Origin of the sequence: Streptomyces sp. NPDC059740 (assembly GCF_042733155.1) — a bacterium.
In the GTDB taxonomy this organism is placed as follows: Bacteria; Actinomycetota; Actinomycetes; order Streptomycetales; family Streptomycetaceae; genus Streptomyces.
In genome coordinates, this window is the sequence record NZ_JBHWGP010000002.1 from 400,773 (window position 1) to 422,427 (window position 21,655).

The 21,655-nt window shown below is 73.8% G+C and carries 17 protein-coding genes; 12 read left to right on the forward strand and 5 right to left on the reverse strand.

Going from position 1 to position 21,655, the window contains the following annotated elements; all coding sequences use genetic code 11:
• Positions 1–123 precede the first annotated feature (123 nt).
• From ACFV3R_RS04550 to ACFV3R_RS04560, 3 genes are read left to right on the forward strand one after another with little or no spacing between them, the layout of a single operon-like run.
• Entirely contained in the window at positions 124–1,479 is a 1,356-nt protein-coding gene (locus ACFV3R_RS04550) for an ABC transporter substrate-binding protein (RefSeq protein ID WP_385575364.1), read from the forward strand.
• A 43-nt stretch (positions 1,480–1,522) separates the two neighbouring features.
• Positions 1,523–2,938: a carbohydrate ABC transporter permease gene (locus ACFV3R_RS04555; protein ID WP_385575367.1), complete on the forward strand. Its 1,416-nt coding sequence runs from the start codon at positions 1,523–1,525 to the stop codon at positions 2,936–2,938.
• A complete protein-coding gene (locus tag ACFV3R_RS04560; RefSeq protein ID WP_385575369.1) occupies positions 2,935–3,816 on the forward strand; it encodes a carbohydrate ABC transporter permease in 882 nt (293 codons plus the stop codon). The genes ACFV3R_RS04555 and ACFV3R_RS04560 overlap by 4 nt, the downstream gene beginning before the upstream one ends.
• Before the next feature lie 38 nt (positions 3,817–3,854).
• Here ACFV3R_RS04560 and ACFV3R_RS04565 read toward each other — a convergent pair whose 3' ends face one another.
• Positions 3,855–5,510, reverse strand: a complete 1,656-nt coding sequence (locus tag ACFV3R_RS04565) for a glycosyltransferase family 39 protein (RefSeq protein ID WP_385575372.1) — start codon at positions 5,508–5,510, stop codon at positions 3,855–3,857.
• 241 nt (positions 5,511–5,751) lie between these two features.
• On the opposite strand from ACFV3R_RS04565, the gene ACFV3R_RS04570 reads away from it, so the two are divergent.
• Entirely contained in the window at positions 5,752–7,419 is a 1,668-nt protein-coding gene (locus ACFV3R_RS04570) for a glycosyltransferase family 2 protein (protein ID WP_385575375.1), read from the forward strand.
• Between the two features lie 58 nt (positions 7,420–7,477).
• On the opposite strand, the gene ACFV3R_RS04575 is transcribed toward ACFV3R_RS04570, so the two are convergent.
• Positions 7,478–8,137 (reverse strand): TetR/AcrR family transcriptional regulator, encoded by a 660-nt coding sequence (locus tag ACFV3R_RS04575; protein ID WP_385575378.1) that lies wholly within the window; start codon positions 8,135–8,137, stop codon positions 7,478–7,480.
• Here ACFV3R_RS04575 and ACFV3R_RS04580 point away from each other — a divergent pair.
• From ACFV3R_RS04580 to ACFV3R_RS04600, 5 genes are all read left to right on the forward strand, one after another.
• Positions 8,119–9,021, forward strand: a complete 903-nt coding sequence (locus ACFV3R_RS04580) for an alpha/beta hydrolase (protein ID WP_385575381.1) — start codon at positions 8,119–8,121, stop codon at positions 9,019–9,021. The genes ACFV3R_RS04575 and ACFV3R_RS04580 overlap by 19 nt on opposite strands.
• 66 nt (positions 9,022–9,087) lie before the next feature.
• Positions 9,088–10,074: a UDP-glucose 4-epimerase GalE gene (gene galE, locus ACFV3R_RS04585; RefSeq protein ID WP_385575384.1), complete on the forward strand. Its 987-nt coding sequence runs from the start codon at positions 9,088–9,090 to the stop codon at positions 10,072–10,074.
• Positions 10,075–10,214: 140 nt separating this feature from the next.
• Positions 10,215–11,459, forward strand: coding sequence for a helix-turn-helix domain-containing protein (locus ACFV3R_RS04590; protein WP_385575387.1), 1,245 nt, complete (start codon positions 10,215–10,217; stop codon positions 11,457–11,459).
• A gap of 115 nt (positions 11,460–11,574) precedes the next feature.
• Complete coding sequence (locus tag ACFV3R_RS04595; RefSeq protein ID WP_385575390.1) at positions 11,575–11,940, forward strand: DUF6415 family natural product biosynthesis protein; 366 nt, start codon at positions 11,575–11,577, stop codon at positions 11,938–11,940.
• 441 nt (positions 11,941–12,381) lie between these two features.
• Positions 12,382–13,614 (forward strand): acyltransferase family protein, encoded by a 1,233-nt coding sequence (locus tag ACFV3R_RS04600; RefSeq protein ID WP_385575393.1) that lies wholly within the window; start codon positions 12,382–12,384, stop codon positions 13,612–13,614.
• A gap of 33 nt (positions 13,615–13,647) precedes the next feature.
• Here ACFV3R_RS04600 and ACFV3R_RS04605 read toward each other — a convergent pair whose 3' ends face one another.
• Positions 13,648–14,835: a glycosyltransferase gene (locus ACFV3R_RS04605; RefSeq protein WP_385575395.1), complete on the reverse strand. Its 1,188-nt coding sequence runs from the start codon at positions 14,833–14,835 to the stop codon at positions 13,648–13,650.
• The gene (locus tag ACFV3R_RS04610; RefSeq protein WP_385575398.1) at positions 14,832–17,702 is read right to left on the reverse strand and encodes a CDP-glycerol glycerophosphotransferase family protein; all 2,871 of its coding nucleotides are present in this window, start codon (positions 17,700–17,702) and stop codon (positions 14,832–14,834) included. Before ACFV3R_RS04610 ends, ACFV3R_RS04605 begins: the two co-directional genes overlap by 4 nt.
• A gap of 383 nt (positions 17,703–18,085) precedes the next feature.
• Between ACFV3R_RS04610 and ACFV3R_RS04615 the strand changes: the two genes are divergently transcribed.
• Positions 18,086–18,805 (forward strand): hypothetical protein, encoded by a 720-nt coding sequence (locus tag ACFV3R_RS04615; RefSeq protein WP_385575401.1) that lies wholly within the window; start codon positions 18,086–18,088, stop codon positions 18,803–18,805.
• A gap of 103 nt (positions 18,806–18,908) precedes the next feature.
• Here the strand turns inward: ACFV3R_RS04615 and ACFV3R_RS04620 are convergent, their stop codons facing one another.
• The gene (locus ACFV3R_RS04620; RefSeq protein WP_385575404.1) at positions 18,909–19,517 is read right to left on the reverse strand and encodes a TetR/AcrR family transcriptional regulator; all 609 of its coding nucleotides are present in this window, start codon (positions 19,515–19,517) and stop codon (positions 18,909–18,911) included.
• A 339-nt stretch (positions 19,518–19,856) separates the two neighbouring features.
• Here ACFV3R_RS04620 and ACFV3R_RS04625 point away from each other — a divergent pair, with 339 nt between their 5' ends.
• A complete protein-coding gene (locus ACFV3R_RS04625; RefSeq protein WP_385575407.1) occupies positions 19,857–20,786 on the forward strand; it encodes an ABC transporter permease in 930 nt (309 codons plus the stop codon).
• Between the two features lie 64 nt (positions 20,787–20,850).
• Positions 20,851–21,636, forward strand: a complete 786-nt coding sequence (locus tag ACFV3R_RS04630; RefSeq protein ID WP_385575506.1) for an ABC transporter ATP-binding protein — start codon at positions 20,851–20,853, stop codon at positions 21,634–21,636.
• The last annotated feature ends 19 nt before the right edge of the window (positions 21,637–21,655 follow it).

Sequence of the window (21,655 nt, forward strand, 5' to 3'; positions counted from 1 at the left end):
CCGGGCCGGTAACAGCGTGATCACAAAACCCTGCGGCCGCCCCCGGACGCTATTGCGGTGACCTGCGTCACGGCGTAGACCTGTCGCACAGTCGGGTGCGGAACTGACGGGGAGGCGACGGGGATGCGGACAGCGCGCACGGCCAGAGGGATCACACTGGCGCTCGCGGTGACGGGCGCACTGGTGCTGACGGCTTGCGGGGGCGGTGGCGGCTCCGGCAAGAAGGACGACGGGGGCGCGGCGGCCGTGCCCACCACGGTGCGGCTGCCGAAGCTGGACGGGCAGAAGCTCCAGGTGACCGCGGTGTGGACCGGGCCGGAGAAGGCCAGCTTCCTGAAGGTGCTCGGGGAGTTCGAGAAGCGCACCGGCGCCCAGGTCGACTTCGTGCCCAGCGGCGACGACATGGCCGGCTTCGTCGGTACGAAGATCGCCGGCGGCGGCCCGCCCGACGTGGCGATGCTCCAGCAGGTCGGCGTGCTCCAGGAGTTCGCGAAGAAGAAGTGGCTCAAGCCGCTGGGGTCCGCTGCCAAGGCGGAACTGGCGAAGAACTACTCCAAGGGCTGGCAGGACCTCGGCGCCTGGCAGGGCACCGACTACGGCGTCTACTTCAAGGCGAGCAACAAGTCGCTGGTCTGGTACAACACCGCGGCGCTCGACAACGCGGGGGTGCAGCCGCCGAAGACCTGGTCGGACTTCCTGAAGGCGGCCCGGACCATATCCGACTCGGGCGTCACCCCGGTCTCGGTGGGCGGCGGCGACGGGTGGACGCTGACGGACTGGTTCGAGAACGTCTACCTCTCGCAGGCGGGCCCCCAGAAGTACGACCGGCTCGCCCACCACCAGATCCCCTGGACCGACCCCAGCGTCAAGCAGGCTCTGACCACCCTCGCCCAGTTGTGGGGCGACAAGGCGCTGCTGGCCGGCGGCAACGAGGGCGCGCTGCAGACCTCCTTCCCCGAGTCGGTGACGCAGGTCTTCAGCGGCGGTGACGCCGCCAAGGCCGCGATGGTCTCCTCCGCCGACTACGCCGCCGCCAACGTCACGCAGACCAAGGCGAAGATCGGCACCGACGCGAAGATCTTCCCGTTCCCCGCGGTCGGCGACAGCTCGCCCGTGGTGACCGGTGGCGACGTGGCGGTCGCCCTCAAGGACAGCAAGGCCTCGCAGGCCCTGCTGACCTTCCTCGCCTCCCCCGACGCGGCGAGCATCTGGGCGGGCGCGGGCGGCTTCGTCTCCCCCAACAAGGCCGTCAAGTCCGGTGCCTACGCCAACACCACGATGCGCGACATCGCGAAGGCGCTCATCGCGGCGGGCGACGACTTCCGCTTCGACATGTCCGACCAGGCGCCGGCCTCCTTCGGCGGCAAGCCCGGCCAGGGCGAGTGGAAGGACCTCCAGGACTTCCTGAAGGACCCGAAGGACGTGGCGGGCGCCCAGAAGGCCCTGGAGCGGGACGCCGCCAAGGCGTGGGGCAACTGAGCGCGGACGGCGGGCGGCCGGCACAGGCACGGGGAGGGTCGCGATGAAGGTGGTGACGGCCGGGGGCCCGCCCGGCCCCGAGGGCGGCCGCCCGGCGACCGTGCCCGCTCCCCCGCCCAGTGGCGGCGGGCGGGCGGCCGGCCGGCGGCCCGGGCGGGTGCTGGGCACCCGCCCGTGGGTGGCGGCGCTGTTCCTGCTGCCGGCCCTGGTCCTGCTGGGCGCGCTGGTGGTGTACCCGATCGCCTTCTCGGTCTACCGCAGCCTCTTCGACGCCTCCGGTGACGGCTTCGTGGGGCTGGGCAACTACGGCGAGCTGTTCACCGACGACCGGATCCGCACCGCGCTGCGCAACAACGTGATCTGGGTGGTGGTGGCGCCGACCGTGGCCACCGCGCTGGGCCTGGTCTTCGCCGTGCTGACCGAACGGGTGCGCTGGGGAACGGCGTTCAAGCTGGTCGTCTTCATGCCGATGGCCATCTCCATGCTCGCCTCCGGCATCATCTTCCGGCTGGTCTACGAACAGGACCCGGCCCGGGGCGTGGCCAACGCGGTGTGGGTGGGCGTCCACGACACCTTCGCCGAGCCGGCCCCCTTCCCCGGCGCCCGGCCCCGCCCCGGCGGCGAGCTGCGGGCCTCCGGCGGCGGGGCCTACACCAGCCGCACCACCCTGGGCGCGGCCTCCGGCACCGGCGCGCACGACCCGGCCGACCTGCCGCTCGTCGCCGTCCAGCCGGACCAGGTGGCGCACGCCCGGCCCGCCGTGGCGGCGAAGCCCGTCCCCGGCAAGGTCACCGGCACCGCCTGGCTGGACTTCACCCGGGGCGGCGGCGGCCGGCCCGGCGTCATCGACCGGGGCGAGAAGGCGCTGGCCGGGCTGACGGTGCAGGCGGTCCGCGACGGCCGGACGGTGGCGAGCACCACCACCGCGGCCGACGGCACGTATGCACTGGACGCGGCCCAGGTCGAGGGCGCCCGTCTGCGGTTGCCCGCCGCGGACTTCGCAGCCGCCTACAACGGCGCCGAGTGGCTGGGCCCGACGCTGGTCACCCCGGCCATCATCGCCTCGTGGGTGTGGATGTGGGCGGGCTTCGCGATGGTGCTGATCGCGGCGGGGCTCGCGGGGATGGACCGTGAGCTGCTGGAGGCGGCGCGGGTGGACGGGGCGAACGAGTGGCAGGTGTTCCGGCGGATCACCGTGCCGCTGCTGGCTCCGGTGCTCTCCGTCGTCCTCGTCACGCTGATGATCAACGTCCTGAAGATCTTCGACCTGGTGTACGTCATCGCCCCGGGTTCGAGCCTGCCCGACGCCAACGTGCTGGCGCTCCAGCTGTACCAGACGTCCTTCGGCACCGACGTCGACCAGGGGCTCGGCAGCGCCATCGCCGTCTTCCTGCTGCTGCTGGTGGTGCCGGTGATGTGGGTCAACCTCCGGCGTCTACGAAGGGAGCGTCGCCGATGAGCGCGACGACAGGCGTCGTACGGCCTCGGCCGTCCCTGGCCGCCCGCCTCGCGGGTCGGGCCGGCGGCGGTGTGCTGCGGGTCTTCCTCGTCCTGGTCGGACTGTTGTGGCTGACGCCCACCGTCGGGCTGCTGCTCTCCTCACTGCGCTCGCCGGCGGACGTGGCGGACAGCGGCTGGTGGCAGGTGTTCACCCACCCGGCGCAGCTGACCACCCAGTCGTACGCGGAGCTGCTGGGCAACGACAAGATCATGGGCTCGCTGCTCACCACGGCGTTGATCACGGTGCCGGCGACGCTGCTGGTGGTGGTGTTCGGGGCGCTGGCCGGCTACGCCTTCGCGTGGCTGGACTTCCCCGGCCGCGACGGCTGGTTCATGGTGGTGGTGGGGCTGCTGGTGGTCCCGGTGCAGGTGGCGCTGGTGCCGGTGGCGAAGCTCTTCGGGCTGGTCGGGCTGTTCAACACCACGCCCGGGGTGGTCCTCTTCCACACGGCCTTCGGGTTGCCGTTCGCCATCTTCCTGCTCCGCGGCTTCTTCGCGGAGATACCCCGGGAGCTGCTGGAGGCGGCCCGGCTGGACGGCGCGGGCGAGCTGCGGCTGTTCACCCGGGTGGTGCTGCCGCTGGGCGGCCCGGCGATCGCCTCCCTGGCGATCTTCCAGTTCCTGTGGGTGTGGAACGACATGCTGGTGGCCCTGATCTTCGCGGACAACGGCCACCCGCCGATCACCATCGCCCTCCAGCAGGAGGTCCGGCAGTTCAGCAACAACATCGACGTGCTGGCGCCGGGCGCGTTCCTGTCGATGGTGATCCCGCTGGCGGTCTTCTTCGCCTTCCAGAAGCAGTTCGTCTCCGGCGTCATGTCGGGCGCGGTGAAGTAGCGCGGTGCGGTGCGCGGGGTCCGGGCGAGGGGCCCTGCTCACCGCACGAAGAGCCGCACCGACGCGCGCCGGTCGGCGGCGCCGGACTGGTGGAAGAGCGAGTGCAGCAGGTCCCACCTGGGACGCTCGCGCCGGCTGTGGGCGAACCAGCGCGCCCCCACGGCCCGCGGGTCGGCCACCACCCACACCCGGTGGACGCCCGCCATCCGGGCACGGGTCACGGCCAGGGCCGTGTCGGTGCCGTACAGCGTGCCGGACTCGGGCCCCGAGACGCGCACCGACAGGTCCCGCAGGCCGCGGAAGGCGCGGGGGTAGGTCTCCGCCACACGCCGCTCGTAGGAGGGGACGAACAGCACGCCGTCACCGGGCCGGCTGCCCGCCGCGACCTGCCGGGCCACCGCCGCCAGGTCGTCCGGCCTGCTGCCGGGGCGGCGCTCGTGGTGCTGGGCGGGCAGCTGCCACAGGAGGGCCGCCGTGGCGCCGGCCAGCACGGTCGCCAGCGCCAGGCGCCGGGCCGGCGCACCGGACCGGCGGCCCAGGACGGCCCGCAGCAGGCGTTCGACGCCGGCGGCCGTCAGCAGCGCGACGCCGAGCACCGTCCAGAGCAGGTAGCGCTCCAGGAAGAGGGGCTGCCGCTGGGAGAGGACGTAGAGGACGACGGGCGGCACCAGGGCCAGCGGGGCGGCCACCGCCACGAGGCCGAGCCGGGTGCGCCGGGGCAGCGGCCGGCACAGGGCCACCGCCATCAGGGCGAGGGTGAGGAAGAGGACCGCCCGGGACGGCCCGACCAGGCCCACCACCAGCTCCAGCGCCTGCCGGGGCCCGGGCGGGTGGAGCCAGGCGAGCTGCGCGCTCTGGCCGCGCGAGACCCACCACAGCGGCACCAGGGTCAGGCAGACGGCGGCGCCCGAGGCCAGGAAGGCGCGCCACGCCCTCGCCCCGACGGCGGACACCGCCAGGGTCACCGCGTGCGCGCACAGCAACAGCACGGCGAGTTCGTGCAGTTGGCAGGTCAGTGCCGTCACGGCGGCGTAGGCCGCCCAGGAGCGGACGGTGCCGCGTTCCACGGCGACGGTCAGCAGCAGCGTGGCGGCGGCGGCCCCGGCGGCGACCACCGCGTAGGAGCGGCCCTCCTGCGCGTAGTGGCTGGCGACGGGGGCGGCCGCGAGCAGGAGGCCGGCGCAGAGCCCGGTGCGGGGTCCGGCCAGCCGCTGGCCGAGGAGCGCCACGGTGGCGCAGGCGGTGGCCGCGCCGACGACCGAGGGCAGCCGCAGCGTCACCTCGTCGGGCCGCACCGCCAGCAGCGGGTGCATCAGCAGGTAGTAGAGGCCGTGGACGGCGTCGACGGAGCCGAGGGTGTGCCAGATCTGGGGCAGGGTGCGGCGGGCGACCTGGAAGGTGGCGGCCTCGTCACGCCACATGGTGCCGCGCCGCAGCCCCCACAGCCCCAGGACGAGCATCACGGCGGCGGGGACGAGGGCCACGGTCAGGGTGGCCCGCCCGGTGGCGCCGGAGTGCGGGCGGCGCGGACCGGAGGGCAGGGGACGGCTGCGCGGACGCGGCGTCACGGGGCGCGAGAGGGCCGTCGTGGCGGACGCGTCCGGGGAGGTGGTGGGGGCCGGGGAGGCGGTCGGGGCGGGGGCGGACGCGGGGGCGCGGTCGGGGGTGTCGTCCGGCAGGAGGGTTTCGCGCATGACCGCATCTTCCGGCGATCGGGCTGCCGGCACCGGCGAACCGATCCGTACCGGCGGGTATTCGCCCGTACGCGGCGGTGGTCAGCTCAGCCGTACGACGCACGGGCGCACGAGGGCGGCTCAGGCGGCGGAGGCGGGCCGGGTCGGGGAAGCGAGGGCGACCCGGCCCCGGCCCTGCCCGATGGCATCCGCGCCCGACCTCCCCATGGAGCGATAAGCCCACAAAAGGTACTTTTGGGGCGTGAGCTCAGCGCGCCTGACCCCAGCGCCCGACGTCCACCCCGACCCGCCCCCGGCCACCGCCACCGCACAGGTCAGCGTGGTCCTCATCGCCTACGACGACGTCCGCAACGTCCGCCGGGCGGTGGCCTCCGCACTGCACCAGGGTCCGGCCGTGGCGGAGGTCGTCGCCGTCGACGACGCCTCCCGCGACGGCACCGGCGCGGTGCTCGACGCCCTGGCCCGCACCGAACCGCGGCTGCGGGTGCTGCACCGCACCGTCAACAGCGGCGGCTGCGGCACCCCGCGCAACGAGGGCCTGCGGGCCGCCACCGGCCGGTACGTGATGTTCCTCGACAGCGACGACGTGCTCCCGCCCGGCGCGGTCGACACGCTGCTCACCGCGGCACTGCGGGCCGGGGCCCCGGTGGCGGCGGGGGCGTGCGTGCGGCGGGAGCTGCCCAGCCTGCGGGAGGTGCGCTGGCAGCCGGAGCTCTACACCCGCCGCCGCACCCTGCGCTCCCCCGAGGCCCGGCCGCGCCTGGTCCGCGACACCCTCTGCGTCAACAAGCTCTACGACCGCCGCTTCCTGACCGGGCACGACGTCCGCTTCCCCGAAGGGCGGTACGTGTACGAGGACTTCGTCTTCACCGCACGGGTCCTGGCGGCGGCCCCGCGCATCGCCCTGGTCCCGGAGACGGTGTACGTCTGGCAGGTGCGGCGGGACGCGGCGCGCCCCTCCCTCTCCCTGGACCGCGACGCGGTCACCAACTGGCAGGCCCGGCTGAGAGCCCACCGGGCCTGCGTGGACATCCTGCGCGAGGCGGGACGCACCCGGTTGGCGCACGCCGCCCGGACCAAGTTCCTCGACCACGACCTGCGGATGTACGCGGTCGAACTGCCCGCCAGGGACGAGCGGCACCGGCGGGAGTGGTGGCGGCTGACCCGCGCCCACCTCGCCGGCTTCGAGGCGGCGGAGCTGGCGGCCGCCCGGGCCCCGGCGCGGTGGGTCGCCCGCGTCGTCCTGGCCTGCGACACCCCGGTCGACCTGGAAAGACTGGCCGAACTCGCCGCCCGTCCGGCCCGACTGCTGCCGCCGTACGCTCAGGCCGCGGGCCGCGCGGTGTGGTCCGCCGAGCTGCCCGGGGTCGAGCTGGACGGCATCCTCACCAAACCCGTCACGCGCCTCCCGGTCACGGTCGAGGCCGAGCCCGTCCTCGGTCGCCGGGCGGAGCTGCGGCTGCACGTGCACGACCTGTACGGCCGGCTGGCGGGCGCCGGACCGGTCGGCGTCGACCTCGCACTGCGGCGGCAGTCGGCACACCGGTCGGGGCCGGTGCACACCGCGGCCCTCTCCCCGGCCCCCGGCGGCGGCTGGAGCGCGCGGGTCCGCCTCGACCTGGCCGCCCTGGCCGCCACCGCCCCCCGCGGCCGGCCGCAGTCCTGGGCCCTGGCGGCCACGGTGCGCTGCGCGGACGGCTCCCGGGTGCGCGTGGCGCTGCGCCCGGCGGGCCCGGGCCTGCGCCGCACCCTGGTGGTCACCCGGCGCGGACTGCTGCTGTGCCGCCCCTACCGCACCACGGGCGGAGCCCTGTCGCTGCGGGTGGCCCGGGGCGCCACCGGGGCAGCGGGCATCGCGGTGCGCCGGGCCCGGCGGGCGGTGAGCGGCGCCCTCGCCCGCCGGCGGTGACGGGCGGCCGGACCCGGGGACGCGGGCCGGGCGGGCGGAGGCCGCACGGCCGGGCCGGCTACCGCACGACGTAGCTCTCGATGTGGTCGATCACCGCCGAGACGGCATGCCGGTAGGCCGTGCTCGACCGGCGGACCTGCGCGAGCAGCATGCCGCCCTGGATGGCGGCCAGCAGCGCGGTGGCCAGCGCGGCGACGTCGGCGCGTTCACTGAGCTCCCCCCGGTCCTGCATGCGGGAGAGCCCCGACCTGATGGGGGCCTCCCAGCGGTCGAAGGAGGCGGCGAGCCCGGTGCGCGCCGTGGGGTCGGTCTCGGCGAGTTCGCCGGCCAGCGAGCCGATCTCGCAGCCGCCCACACACCCCGCGGCCTCCTGCCGCTCGGCCGCCCGCTCGCACCAGGCCCGCAGCGCCTCGATGCTGTCCAGGTGGTCCAGCAGGGGCCGCTGCTGGTCGAGCCTGGCGTCGGTCTGGAAGTCCACGACGGCCAGGACCAGGCCCCGCTTGTCGCCGAAGTAGTGGTAGATCTGCGACGCGCTGACACCGGCGGCCGCCTGGATGTCCGGGATGCTCGTGCCCCCGACACCGCGGTGGAACATCAGCTCCGCGGCGGCCTCGACGATGCGGTCACGGGTCCTGCGACCGGGCCTGGTGAGCCGGCGCTGCTCCGGCCCCTCGACGTATCGACACCCTGCTCCGCCAGTTGGCCGAAGGCGGCGCACCCGCACCGGAGAGCCGCACGGTCGCGGAGAACCGCGCAACGGCGAGCAGCCTGGCCGCCCTCGCGGGAGCACCTGAGCCGGTCGCCGGCGTGCACAGCACCGTGGCCACCGTCGACGGCCGGCGGGTCCCCCTCCGCATCTACACCCCTGCCGGCACCCCGGGCACCGGACCACTGCCCGTGACGCTCTTCTTCCACGGCGGCGGGTGGGTCCTCGGCGACCTGGACAGCCAGGACCACATAGCCCGCAGCACGGCCAACCGCTCCGGCACGATCGTGGTCTCCGTCGACTACCGGCTCGCGCCCGAACACCGCTTCCTAGCGGCGATCGAGGACGCCTACGCCGCCCTCACCTGGGTCGCGGCCCACGCCTCCGACTTCGGCGGCGACGGGCGGAGGATCGCGGTTTACGGCGAGAGCGCCGGCGGCAACCTCGCCGCCGTCCTCGCGCAGGAGGCCCGGCGGCGCGGCGGCCCGCGGATCACGCTGCAGGTGCTCGCCTACCCACCGGTCGACCGGTTCGACGACAGTCCCTCGATGTACGAGAACATCGCCGGACCGCTGCTCTCCCGCCCCTGGCTGGAATGGTTCTGGGGCCTCTACCTCGCCACCCCCGACGAGGGCGCCGACCCGCGCGTCTCCCCGGCACGCGCCGTCGACCTGACGGGGCTGCCTCCGGCCGTCGTCGTCACCGCCGAACACGATCCGCTGCGCGACCAGGGCGAGCGCTACGCCCGGCAGCTCGCCGCCGCCGGGGTACCGGTCACGCACCTCCCGGTGCCGGGAGCCACCCACGGGTTCCTCTCGTTCACCGGGTCGGTGCAGCTCTCCCGTGACGTCCTGGACCGGCTCGGCGTCGCCGTGGCGGCCGCCTTCGGGGACTGAGGGGTCCTTGCGCCCCGCCGGGTCCGTTCCCGGTGCGCGGTGAGCGGGCCGACCTAGGATGGCGAGATGTCTTTCCTGATCACGGGCGGCGCCGGCTACATCGGCGCCCACGTCGTACGCGCCATGGTCGAAGCCGGTGAACGCGTCGTCGTCCTCGACGACCTCTCCACAGGTGTGAGCGAGCGCGTCCCGGAGGGCGTCCCGCTGGTGACCGGCTCGACGCTGGACCGCGAGCTGCTGGAGCGGGTACTGGCCGAGCACGAGGTCGACCGGGTGGTGCACCTCGCGGCGAAGAAGCAGGTGGGCGAGTCGGTGGAGATGCCGCTGCACTACTACCGCGAGAACCTCGACGGCCTGCGGACGCTGTGGGAGGCGGTCGTCGCCGCCGGGGTGCGGCAGGTGGTCTTCTCCTCGTCCGCCGCCGTCTACGGCATGCCGGACGTCGACCTGGTCACCGAGGACACGCCGTGCGCACCGATGAGCCCCTACGGCGAGACGAAGCTCGCCGGCGAGTGGCTCACCCGCTCGGCGGGCCGGGCCCACGGCGTCAGCACCGCCTGCCTGCGCTACTTCAACGTGGCCGGCGCGGCCTCCCCGGAGATGGCGGACACCGGGGTGTTCAACCTGGTGCCGATGGTCTTCGAGAAGCTGACCGAGGGGCAGGCGCCGCGGATCTTCGGCGACGACTACGCCACCCCCGACGGCACCTGCGTGCGCGACTACATCCACGTCGCCGACCTCGCCCAGGCGCACCTGGCCGCGGCCCGCGCGCTGGCCGAGCCCGGCCCGGTGCGCCACCTCACCCTCAACATCGGGACGGGTGAGGGCGTCTCGGTGCGCGAGATGATCGACCTCATCCGCGAGGTCAGCGGCCACCGCGAGGTGGCGGCGGACGTCACGGACCGCCGCCCCGGTGACCCGGCCCGCGTGGTGGCCTCCGCCGAGCGGGCCCTGACGGAACTCGGCTGGAAGGCCCGCCACGACGTCCGCGACATGGTCGCCTCCGCCTGGCAGGGCTGGCTGCTGCACCACCCGCAGGCACGGCGCGACTGAGCACCCGCCGGACGCGGTCCCACCCACCGCCGCAAACGTCAACGGCCCCTGCCCAGTGGCGGTTGGGGCCGTTCTGCGGTATCTGCGGGGGCGCTGCGGGCGGTACCGTTCTGAGTGTCTAGGTCAGAACGGAGTTCGGTATGACCCACACTGACGAACCCACCCCAGACCCCTCCGTCGGCGCGCGCATCCGCCTCCTGCGCGATGCCCGCGGGATGACTCGACCAGTCCTGGCAGGACTCTGCGGACGCGGACCCGACTGGCTGAAGAAGATCGAGACCGGTGAGCGCCCGCTGCGGTCCCACACCCTCCTTCTCCGGCTCGCCGTGGCTCTTCAGGTCTCCGACCTGTCGGCCATCACCGGAGACACCACCGGCCCGGCTCAGCCGATCCCCACCGGGCGCCTCCCCCACCCCGGCATGCCCGCGGTGTGGAGCGCCGTCATGAGCCGCAGCCTGGCAACCGGCCGCACCGATACCGCACCGGACCCTGCCGCGCTCCAGGGCAGGGTGGACCAGACGTGGCGCCTCTGGCACTCCTCGCGGCGCAATCGCACCGAGGTCGCCGAGCTGCTGCCCGACCTCATCCGGGACGCCGAGACCGCCACCCGGACGCTGGACGGCGACCAGCGCCGTGCCGCGCTGGTGGCCCTGTCCGACGTCTACCGCCTCACCGGCCAGGCGACCGCCTATGTCGCCCCCGCCGAACTGGCCTGGGTCGTCGCCGACCGCGCACTGACTGCCGCCCAGGAGGCGGACCACCCGGCAGCCATCGCCGCCGCCGCGTGGAACATGGCCAACATCCTGCGGGAGACCTCCTACCCGGAGGCGGCGGTACAGGTGGTCACCGAGGCCGCCGACCTCATCCGCCCCCACCTGGAGGACGCCCCGGAGGACTGGCGGGGCATCTACGGCGCCCTCCAGCTCCACGCCGCCGTGACACACGCCCGTGACGGCCGCGACGGCGACGCCTGGCGCGCCTGGGACGCCGGCGATCACATCGCCAAGTCCCTCCCCGCCACGTACGTCCACCCCTCCACGGTGTTCGGCCGGGCCAACGTGGACTTCCACGCCGTGAGCGTCGCCACCGACCTGCGCAAGGCCGGAACCGCCCTGTCGCTCGCCGACGACATCGACCCCGACCTGATGCCCTCCCGGGAGCGCCGGTCCCGGCTGTGGGTGGACGTCGCCCGCGGGCACCTCCTCCGTGGCGACCGCACCGCAGCCCTCCACGTGATGAGCATGGCGCACGAGATCAGCGCGGAGACGGTCCGGTTCACCCCGTCGGCGCGCATGGCCACCACCGAGTTGTGGCGCAAGGCTCCGCGCGCGTTCCGGACTCAGGCGGCGCGTCTCGCCGAGGCGGTGGGCGTGACCGGCGCGTAGCGACAGCCAGGGCAAAGGGGACAACCTGTCCCCCCTGTCGCCTGACGTTCCCCTTACGGTCACGTCGACTGACGTCCCGTAAGGGGGACTCGCGATGGACTGTCCGGAGCTTCATGTGACACACCTGCACACGACCGACGCCACTACGGGGACCGGTGCCCTGCCCGTCGACGTCGAGACGATCAACGCCACCCTCGCGACCGCGCACAGCATGCGCCGTGGTCGCCTCTCGCCCGACGCCGTCGCCACCCTCCACCTCACCCTCCGCGGCCACCTGGCCGTCCTTCTCGACGCCGCCCGCGAGATCGCCGACGCCCTGCCCACCGGCTCCTTCGACCGGCACCGCATGGAGATCCACCTCCAGCGCCTCACCGCCCTGCATGTCCGGCCGATCGCCCGGAGCACCGGCGCCGCCTACTCCGACGTGCAGCAGCTCGTCCGGGGCTGCGACTGGCTCCTCGTCCACCTCGACCGGACGTGAGCCGGGTGGCCACGGGCCGGGACGGTACGGCGCCCGACGGCTGCGAGGTGTGCAGCGGCGACCAGGACGTACGGGAACTGTGGGAGCCGGGCGCCAGCGGTCCCGGGTGGACGCGGCGGGTGTGCGGCCCGTGTGCGGTGCTGCCCCTCGATCCCGCCACCGTCCCGGAGACCGTCCTGCGCGTCCTGACCCGTCACCGCTCGCGGTGAGCCCCCCTCCTGCTCCGCCCGGGTCGGGCCGGCCACAGCCCGCGCACCCGGGCGAGGCCCTTCTCACACACCTGGCGGAACGCCCGGGAGAGCGTCGGGGACCTGCGCGGACGCCCGGGAAGGGGGCCGCCGGTGTGACGGACCACTCCCCTATCCCACGCCGCGGACAGGCCGGCCCCCGGCGCCGCCCCTAGCCTGGCTGCTGACCCCGGCAGCCGACTGGGAGCCTCCCGTGTCCCTGACAACCGTCACGCAGTCCCTGACCCGCACCGTGCAGCGCGAGCCGTCCGCGGCGCCGCTGCCCCGCCGGCTCGACTCGCTGACCGGGCTGCGGTTCTTCGCGGCGCTCGCCGTCTTCGCCCACCACTTCACCGGCACCGGCGGCGACACCGGCCTCGGCCGCGCCCCGGCGCTCTTCCCGTACTCGATGGCCGGCGGGCACGGCGTCACCTTCTTCTTCGTCCTCTCCGGCTTCCTGCTGACCTGGGTGGCCCGCCCCTCGCAGCCGGTCGGGGCGTTCTACTGGCGACGCCTGGGGCGGATCCTCCCGGCGCATCTGGTCGCACTGGTGCCGGCCGTCTGCGTCTTCTACGTCCTGGGCCACCAGCCGTGGGACGCCACCGGGCTGCTCTCCTCCGTCTTCCTCCTCCAGCCCTGGTTCCCGCACCTGGACCCGGCCCTGCCCGGCAACCCGGTGACCTGGACCCTCGGCGTGGAGCTGTTCTTCTACGCCCTCTTCCCGCTGCTGCTGCGCGGGGCGCTGCGGCTGCGCACCCGGGTCCTGGCGGGGATCACGGCGCTCGGCCTGGCCGGGATGTGGGCGGTCAACTGGTGGGCGCACGTCTCCTTCAGCACGGACACCGAGGGCTGGGTGATGCGGCATCCGCTGGTGTACCTGCCGGAGTTCGCGCTGGGCATGGTCTGCGCGCTGGCAATCCGCCGCGGCCGGCGGTTCGCCGTCCACCCCGCGCTGCCGGTGTGCCTGCTCGCCCTCGTCACCTTCCTCTACTACCGCGGGCGTGAGGTGCTGGCACCCGCGGTGGTGGCGCAGACGGACTACCTGGCGCGTCCGGTGATGGCGGTGCTGGCGGCGCTCGTCGTCGTGGCCTTCGTCCACCGGGAGGTCTCGGGGCGGACCACCCTCGTGGCCGGCCGCGGGCTGGTGGCGCTGGGCACCTGGTCGTACTGCTTCTACCTGGTCCACCAGAGCGTCATCGACCTCGCCGAGCACCTGTGGGGGCGCATGCCGCCGGGGAACGGCGCGCTCGGGGTGCTGCTGGGCACGGCCGTGCTCGCGACGGTGCCGGCCTGGGCACTGTGGCGCTGGGTCGAGGAGCCGGCGGCCCGCTGGTGGAACGGGCGGATGCCGCGGGCCCTGCGGGACCGGGCGACGGCACGGTCCGGCACGGCACGGTCCGGCAAGGCACCGGCGACCGCTGCGGCCGGCGGGCATCCGGACCGCTGAGGAGCCCGGGACGGCCGGCCCGCGGGCCGGGGCTCAGCGCTCCAGGAAGGCGAACAGCTCCTCCCAGCGCCGGACGATCTCGTCCGTGGTGTAGCGGCGGATGTTCTCGCGCGCGGCCTCGCCCATCCGGTCCCGCAGGTCCCGGTCGGCCAGCAGCGTGGTCAGCCGCCGGGCCAGCTCGGTGGTGTTGCCGGGGGCCGCCAGCAGCCCGTCCTCCCCGTCGCGGACGATCTCCCGCACGCCCGGGGCGCAGTCGAAGGCGGCGCAGGGCACGGCCGCGGCCATCGCCTCCATCAGCGCCAGCGGGAAGCCCTCGCCGCGGGAGGACTGGACGAACACCGAGCCGCCGCGCAGCGCCCCCGGCACGTCCCCGGTGCGCCCGCACCACTCGACGCTGCCGTCGAGGCCGAGGCCGGTGCACTGCGCGCGCAGCGCCGCCTCGTCCTCCCCGTCGCCGTAGATCCGCAGCCGCCAGTCCGGGTGGCGGGGCGCCACCTCGGCCCAGGTGTCCAGGAGCATGTCGATGCCCTTCTGGTCGGTGAGCCGCCCCATGGACAGCACCACCTTCGCCTCCCGGCGCGAGGGCTCTGCGGGCAGGTGCGGCAGCGGGTTCGGCATGCAGGCGACGTTGTCCAAGCCCGCCCGGATCCAGCGGTCGGCGTCCTCGCGGGTCAACAGCAGCAGCCGGTCGACGTCGGCGTAGTGGCGCTTGACGCGGCCCCAGCGGGAGGTGGAGCGGGAGTAGTCGTAGGACTCGTGGCTCATGCCGATGACGGTCAGCCCGGCGGTGTCGGCCAGGGCGACCCACTCCATGGCCCACACCTGCGTCACGATGACCACCGCGCCGGGCCGGGCCTGCGCGAACAGCGCCGTGAGCCCGGCCGCCTGGTCGCGCACGGCCGCCTCGCGCTCCCGGCGGCGGTGGCGGCGGACCGGGTCCACCCGGCCGCGCAGCCCGCCGGCCGGCTCGGGGCGGGGCGGGCGGGTCCGGGTCAGCGTGAAGGTGGGGTAGGGCGGCGTCCCCCCGAGGTCCTGTGCCACCTCGGCGTCGGTCACCCCGATGACGCGGACCCGGTGGCCCCGCTCGGTGAACAGCCGCGCCATCTGGTGCGTCCAGGTCGTCACCCCGCCGAGTTCGTCGACGCTGTTGCCGACGAGGAAGACGTCGCGCACCGGGTCCGCGGTGGGGGCGGCGGCGGTCCGGGCCTGTGTGGCGGTCACCTGGCTCCTTGGGGGGTGAAGAAGGTGCTCACGACGGTGGCGGCGGCGTCACCGCGGTCGTACTCGCCGAACTCCGCGACGAAGCGGGCGCGCGCCTCGGCGTCCCGTTCCTCCGCGCCCTTGAGTTCGTCGACCGCCTGCCACAGCTCCTCCTCGGTGAAGGCCACCGGTCCCGGCGCCTTCTCCCGCAGGTCGAAGTAGGTGCCGCGGTCGGCCCCCGCGTACTCCTCCCAGTCGTGGACGTAGAAGACCATCGGCCGGTCCAGGAGGGCGTAGTCGAACATCACCGAGGAGTAGTCGGTGATCAGGGCGTCGGCGAGCAGCATCAGCGGCGCGACGTCGTGGTGGTCGGTGACGTCGACGACGCTGCCGGCCACCGACGGCGGCAGCACGACGTGGTTGAGGTAGTGCGAGCGGACGAGCAGGGTGTAGCGGTCCCCGAAGCGGCGTACGAACTCCTCGACGTCGAAGGGGAGTTCGAACTTGCGGACCTTGCCGGCGGGGGTGGCCCGGAAGGTCGGTGCGTAGAGCAGCACCGCGTGGTCCTCCGGCACGCCCAGCTGCCTGGCGAGCGCCCCGCGCTGCCGCACGCCGGAGGCTGCCTCGGCCTGCCGGGCGGCGACCAGCGCGTCGTTGCGGGGGTAGCCGCAGCGCAGCAGCACCTCCTCGCGCAGCCGGAACGCCCTTGCCAGGGTCCGCACGTCGTGCTCGGAGCGGACCAGGAAGTGGTCGAAGCGGTCCAGGACACGCTGGTAGGCCTCCCGGGACTCCCGGCCCCGCAGCCGGTGGCCGGGCTCGTCGAAGCCCATGCGCTTGAGGGCCGACCCGTGCCAGGTCTGGAGGTAGGTGGTTTCGGGGCGCTTGGTGAGCTTCAGCGGCATGCCCTGGTTGTCGATCCAGAACTCCGCCTGGGCAAGGGCCTTCAGGTGGCGCCAGCCCCAGCGCCGCACCAGCGTGGCGTCCTTGGGGAAGCCGACCGGTTCGGAGCCGGCGTAGGACCATACCGCCTCGAACTCCACGCCGCGGCGCCGCATCTCCTCGTAGATCGCACGGGGGCTGTCGCTGTACTGCTTGCCCAGGTGGCTCTCGAAGACGACGAGGCCGCGGCGGATCGGCAGCCGGCTGAACACCTCGTGGTAGGTGCGGATCTTCGTCTCACCGGAGTTCAGGCGCTTCTTCGCCCGCCGGGCCCGGCGCACCGCCTCCTTGGCCAGCCCCCCGGCGGGCCCGGCGATGACCGAGCGCACCGCGTCCGCCGAGCGGCGGGCCGCGGGCCCCTGCGCCACGAGGACGAAGGAGAGGTGTCCGCGGCTGGAGACGCCCGGCTCCACGCGGTCGGAGACCAGCCGGGTCAGCCGGGGCCGCACCCGCAGCAGCGCGGCGTCGTCGAGTTCACCGCCGGTGACGGAGAGGCGGGTGCGCAGCGGGACGCCGTCCACGTCGAGCAGCAGCCGCACGTCCCACACGGTGTCGATCACGCCGAGGGGGCGCAGCGACCGGGCGAGGTCCACCTCCGCCTCCCACTCCAGGCCGGTCCCGGCGCGGCGCAGGGAGGTGAGCGGGAAGCGGAAGGTCTGCAGGGAGCGGCGCCGGGCCCGGAACTCCAGCTGGCCCCGCACCCGTGCCTCGGGCGTGATGCGGCCGAGCGGGTTGACGATGCTGCCGGCCAGGTGGACGGTGCCGTGGCCGTCGTCGCGGTAGGCGGTGAGCTGGTTGCGCAGGAAGAGCTGGTGGAGCGGGCGGGTGTGGTAGCCGGCGTCGGTGACGTCGAGGATGCGGCGCCCCACGGGGTCGTCCAGGTGTTCCGCGCACCAGTAGATCCGGCCGTCGCGGGCCACCAGCGGCGAGGAGATCTTGGAGCGGTTGGTGAGGGTGTCGGCCGCCGGCAGCAGGTTGCGCCAGTCCTCCTTGGCCAGCAGGTAGGCGCAGACGGCCTGGATCGGCTGGGCCTCGGCGTAGGCGTCGGGGTGCAGCCCGGCCAGGTAGGGGCGGGCGAGTGCGGCGAACCTGTGGCGGTACTCGGCGTCCAGCAGCGGCAGGTCCCGCAGGTGCAGGACGAGGTCGTGCTTGAGGAACTTCACGTCCTTGTGGAAGCGCAGGTCGCTCAGGCCGTGGTCGGTCAGGAGCTGGTCGACCCGGCGGTGGATCTCCATGCGGTGGGCGAAGTTGGCGATCTCGTGGCGCCGGTTGCTGATCGACTTGGTGGCGGCCTTGTCGAAGACGTTCCAGAAGTAGACGTGGTTGGGGATGAGGGTGATGCGACGGGCGGCGACGTAGGCCTGCGCGGAGAAGAGCAGGTCCTCGTAGTGGATGCCGACGGGGAAGGTCAGCTCCCGCTCGATCAGGAAGTCGCGCCGGTAGCACTTGTTGGTCGACAGGGTGTCAAAGACGAGCAGGTCGGGCAGTTCGGCGACGGACTCCAGGGTCCGCGTCGCGGCGTACAGCCACGGGTACCACTCGACCCGCTTGCCGTGCCGGGAGTCGACGTGGACCCGCACGCACATGCCCGAGACGAGGTCGGCGCCGGTGTCCTCGGCCGCCGCGACCATGTTGCGGCAGGCGTTGCGCTCCAGGGTGTCGTCGCTGTCGAGGAACATCACGTACCGGCCGCGCGCCTGGCCCACCCCGAGGTTGCGGGGCGCGCCGCAGCCACCGCTGTTCTCCGGCAGCCGGAAGGCGCGGACCCGGTCGGGCCGGTCCGCGGCGAGTGCGCGGGCGACGTCCCAGGAGCCGTCGGTGCTGTGGTCGTCGACCACGACCACCTCGACGCCGCGGTGGGTCTGTTCGAGCACGGAGGCGACCGCGGCCGGCAGCCGTTCGGCGTCGTTGTAGACGATCACCACCACGGAGACGTCAGGTTCGTGCACCTTTTGCCCTCTTTCATGCGGTTATAGCGCCATACGCTACTCCCTACTTCTCGCTCCCCAGGGCAATGCGCGTGCCGCTGTGGGCCTCCCGGCGGAAGAGGACCACCTGCGGGGAGCCCCGGCCGCCCCGGCGGAGGTGACGGTGCGTGGCGCGGGCACCGCCCACCGCCCGGCGCGCCTGGCCGAAGTGCTGCGGTCGCTCCGAACGGCAGCGGGTGAGGCAGACGGGACGGTTGTGCATCCGAGAGGAAACGGTTCCGAAAACGTGTACGGAGTGACACCAGGTGATGGCAGCATGCTCCCTGCCGGACGCGCCCCTCCCCCGCGGAGCCGAGGCCGTCCCCTCACCATCCTCTTTGAGCCACCCACGGGGAGAACAGCTCGTGACCACACCGCCGCCACCTGCCGGCCCGGCACACCCCCAGCCCGGGTACGCCGCCCCGGCGCAGCCCCCGGCAGCCGCCCTCTTCCCCCCTGCCCCCGCCGCCCCCGGGCCGTACCCGGCAGCCCCCGGCCGGCCGGCACCGGGGCAGTTCTCCCCCTACGCCGCCCCGCAGGCGCCCGGCGGGCCCGGCCCGTACGCAGGTCCGCACCCGCCGGCCCACCCCGGCCCGCCGTACCCCGGGCAGGCCGGCCCGTACGCGGGTCCGCCCGTTCCCGGGCAGGGCGGGCCCCACGCGGGCCAGCAGTACTGGGGGCCGGCGCAGCAGCCCACCGGGTGCCGGATCTGCGGCGCACCCGAGACCAGCAGCTGGACGGTCCGCGGCCACCAGGGGCTGCTCGTCGTCATGCGCTTCGTGCACATCAAGGGGCCGCTCTGCCGGACCTGCGGCCGCGCCGCGGTGCGCTCCTACACCACCATGACGCTGTCGCTCGGGTGGTGGAGCCCCTTCTCGCTCTTCCTCTTCACGCCGCTGACGCTGCTGAACAACCTGGTGGCGTACCTGAAGTTCGGCGGGCTCCCGGCTGCGACCCCGGTACCGGGCCGGCAGCAGCTCGACGCGGGCAAGCCGGTCCTGCGGCGGCCCGCGGCCTACGTGGTGCTCGTCCCCCTGCTGTTCTTCACCTGGATGATCCTCCAGCCGATCCTGCTGCCCGACTGACCGGCGCCACCACCGGGCGGCGGCGCCGCACCCGCCGTCCGGCACCACCGGGCGCCACCTCGCCACCTCGCCCGCGCGGCGCCGGCGCTCCGGCCCGGCGACCTCAGGTCCGCCCGAGGGCCGTCGTGACCGCGCGGGAGAGGGCGTCCAGGTAGGCGGCAGAGGGCCTGTCCCTGGCCACGACCAGACGCCAGTAGAGCGGTCCGACCATCAGGTCCAGCGCCAGGCGCGCGTCGGCGTCCCCCGGGACCTCGCCCCGGGCGGCGGCCCGGCCCACCATCTCGGCGACCACGCCCTCCTGGCTGTCGTGCAGGGCCGAGCGGACCGCCTCGGCCATCTCGGGGTTGCGGCCGGCCTCGGCGAGCAGGTCGGGGATGATCTGCGTCGCCAGCGGGTGGCGCAGCGCGCGGGAGCCGATCTCCAGGAGCATGCGCACGTCGCCGCGGAGCGACCCGGTGTCCGGCACCGGCAGGCTCCCGGCCGCGAGCGCGGTCACCACGTCCAGGACCAGGTGGAGCTTGGAGCGCCAGCGGCGGTAGACGGCGGTCTTGCCGACCCCGGCGCGGCGCGCGATGCCCTCGATCGACATCCGGGCGAAGCCGACCGCGGCCAGCTCTTCGAAGACCGCCTCCCGAATGGCCTCGGTCTTCTCCTCCCGGAGTACCGCGGCCCCCGCCGGTGCCCTCTTGTACGCGCTGCCGTCCTTCGCCATGGATTTCAGCATAGCGTCACGACGAAACGGTTGCGTTGCGACGTACCGATCTCCTACTCTGCTGCTGACAGGACGACGATACGGTCCCGTTCCATCGTCGAGGAGCTGGAGGGAGGGCCCCGCCGTCGAGCAGTACCGCCGGAGGGGTGCCCGACGTGACGCGCCCTCGCCGAGGGCGTCCCCCGCGCCCCACGTCCACCTGCCGGGAGCCGGATTCACCTGCCCGAACAGCGGGTTTCCGCCTCACGCCGCCACGGGGCCCGGACGGCCGTCATACTCCTCACGCCGGCTGTCCCCAGCCCCCGCCCTCCGTCCCCCGCATCACGAAAGCGGCCACCCATGACCACCACCCTCTCCTCGCCCCCCAGCGCGGCGACACCGGCGGTCGGCGCCTCGCCCGACCCCGCCCTGGCGGCCCTCGCCGAACGCCACGGGCTGACGGTCAGCGGCGCCCGGCCGAGCCTGCCCGCCTACGTGCGGCAGCTCTGGGACCGCCGCCACTTCATCTCCTCCTTCGCCAGCGCCAAGCTCAGTGCGCAGTTCGCGCAGGCCAAGCTCGGCCAGCTGTGGCAGGTGATGACCCCGCTGCTCAACGCCCTCGTCTACTTCCTGATCTTCGGCCTGCTGCTGGGCACCAAGAGGGGCGTGCCGGACTACATCCCGTTCCTGGTGACGGGCGTGTTCGTCTTCACCTTCACGCAGTCCTCGGTGCTCGCCGGGACGCGGGCGATCTCCGGCAACCTCGGCCTGGTGCGGGCGCTGCACTTCCCCCGGGCCTGCCTGCCGATCTCGTTCTGCCTGATGCAGCTCCAGCAGCTGCTGTTCTCCATGGGCGTGCTGGTCGTCATCCTGGTCTGCTCCGGGATCTTCCCGGCCTTCTCCTGGCTGCTGGTGATCCCGGCGCTGCTGACGCAGTTCGCCTTCAACACCGGGCTCGCCCTGGTCATGGCCCGGCTCGGCAGCAAGACCCCCGACCTCGCCCAGCTCATGCCGTTCATCCTGCGCACCTGGATGTACACCTCGGGCGTGATGTACAGCCTGAGCAACATCACCCGCGGCAAGCACATCCCCGGCTTCGTGCAGTTCCTCCTGGACGTCAACCCGGCGGCCGTCTACATCGACCTGATGCGGTTCGCGCTCATCGACAGCTTCCACCACTCGCAGCTGCCGCCCCACGTCTGGGCCCTCGCCGTGGGCTGGGCCGTGGTCGCCGGCCTCGCCGGCTTCGTCTACTTCTGGAAGGCCGAGGAGGCATACGGTCGTGGCTGAGACCACCGCTCCCCCCACCGCCGCCGGCACCGCGCCGGCAGCCGTTCCCGCCCAGGCCGGGCCGCTGCCCGCCTCCGGCGCCGGCACCGTCGAGGCGCCCCCCACCGTCATCGCCGACGGGGTCCACATCATCTACAAGGTCCACGGCACCACCAGTGGCCGCGGCAGCGCGACCTCGGCGCTCAGCCGCATCATGCGGCGCGGCGCCTCCGCCGGGACCCGCGAGGTCCACGCGGTGCGCGGCGTCAGCTTCGTCGCCCGCCAGGGCGAGGCCATCGGCCTCATCGGCTCCAACGGCTCGGGCAAGTCCACGCTGCTGCGGGCCATCGCCGGCCTGCTGCCCCCGGCGCACGGCAGGGTCTACACCAACGGCCAGCCCTCCCTGCTGGGCGTCAACGCGGCCCTGATGAACGACCTGACCGGTGAGAAGAACGTCCTGCTGGGCGGCCTGGCGATGGGCATGTCCCGGGAGGAGGTGCGCGAGCGCTACGACGGCATCGTCGACTTCTCCGGCATCAACGAGAAGGGCGACTTCATCTCCCTGCCGATGCGGACCTACTCCTCCGGCATGGCCGCCCGGCTCCGGTTCTCCATCGCCGCCGCCAAGAACCACGACGTCCTCATGATCGACGAGGCGCTGGCCACCGGCGACCGCAAGTTCCAGAAGCGCTCCGAGGCCCGCATCCGGGAGCTGCGCAAGGAGGCCGGCTGCGTCTTCCTCGTCAGCCACAACAACAAGTCGATCCGCGACACCTGCGAGCGGACGCTGTGGCTGGAGAAGGGTGAACTGCGCATGGACGGGCCCACCGAGGACGTCCTGAAGGAGTACGAGGCGTTCACCAAGAAGTAGCCGGGAGGCTTCCGGGACG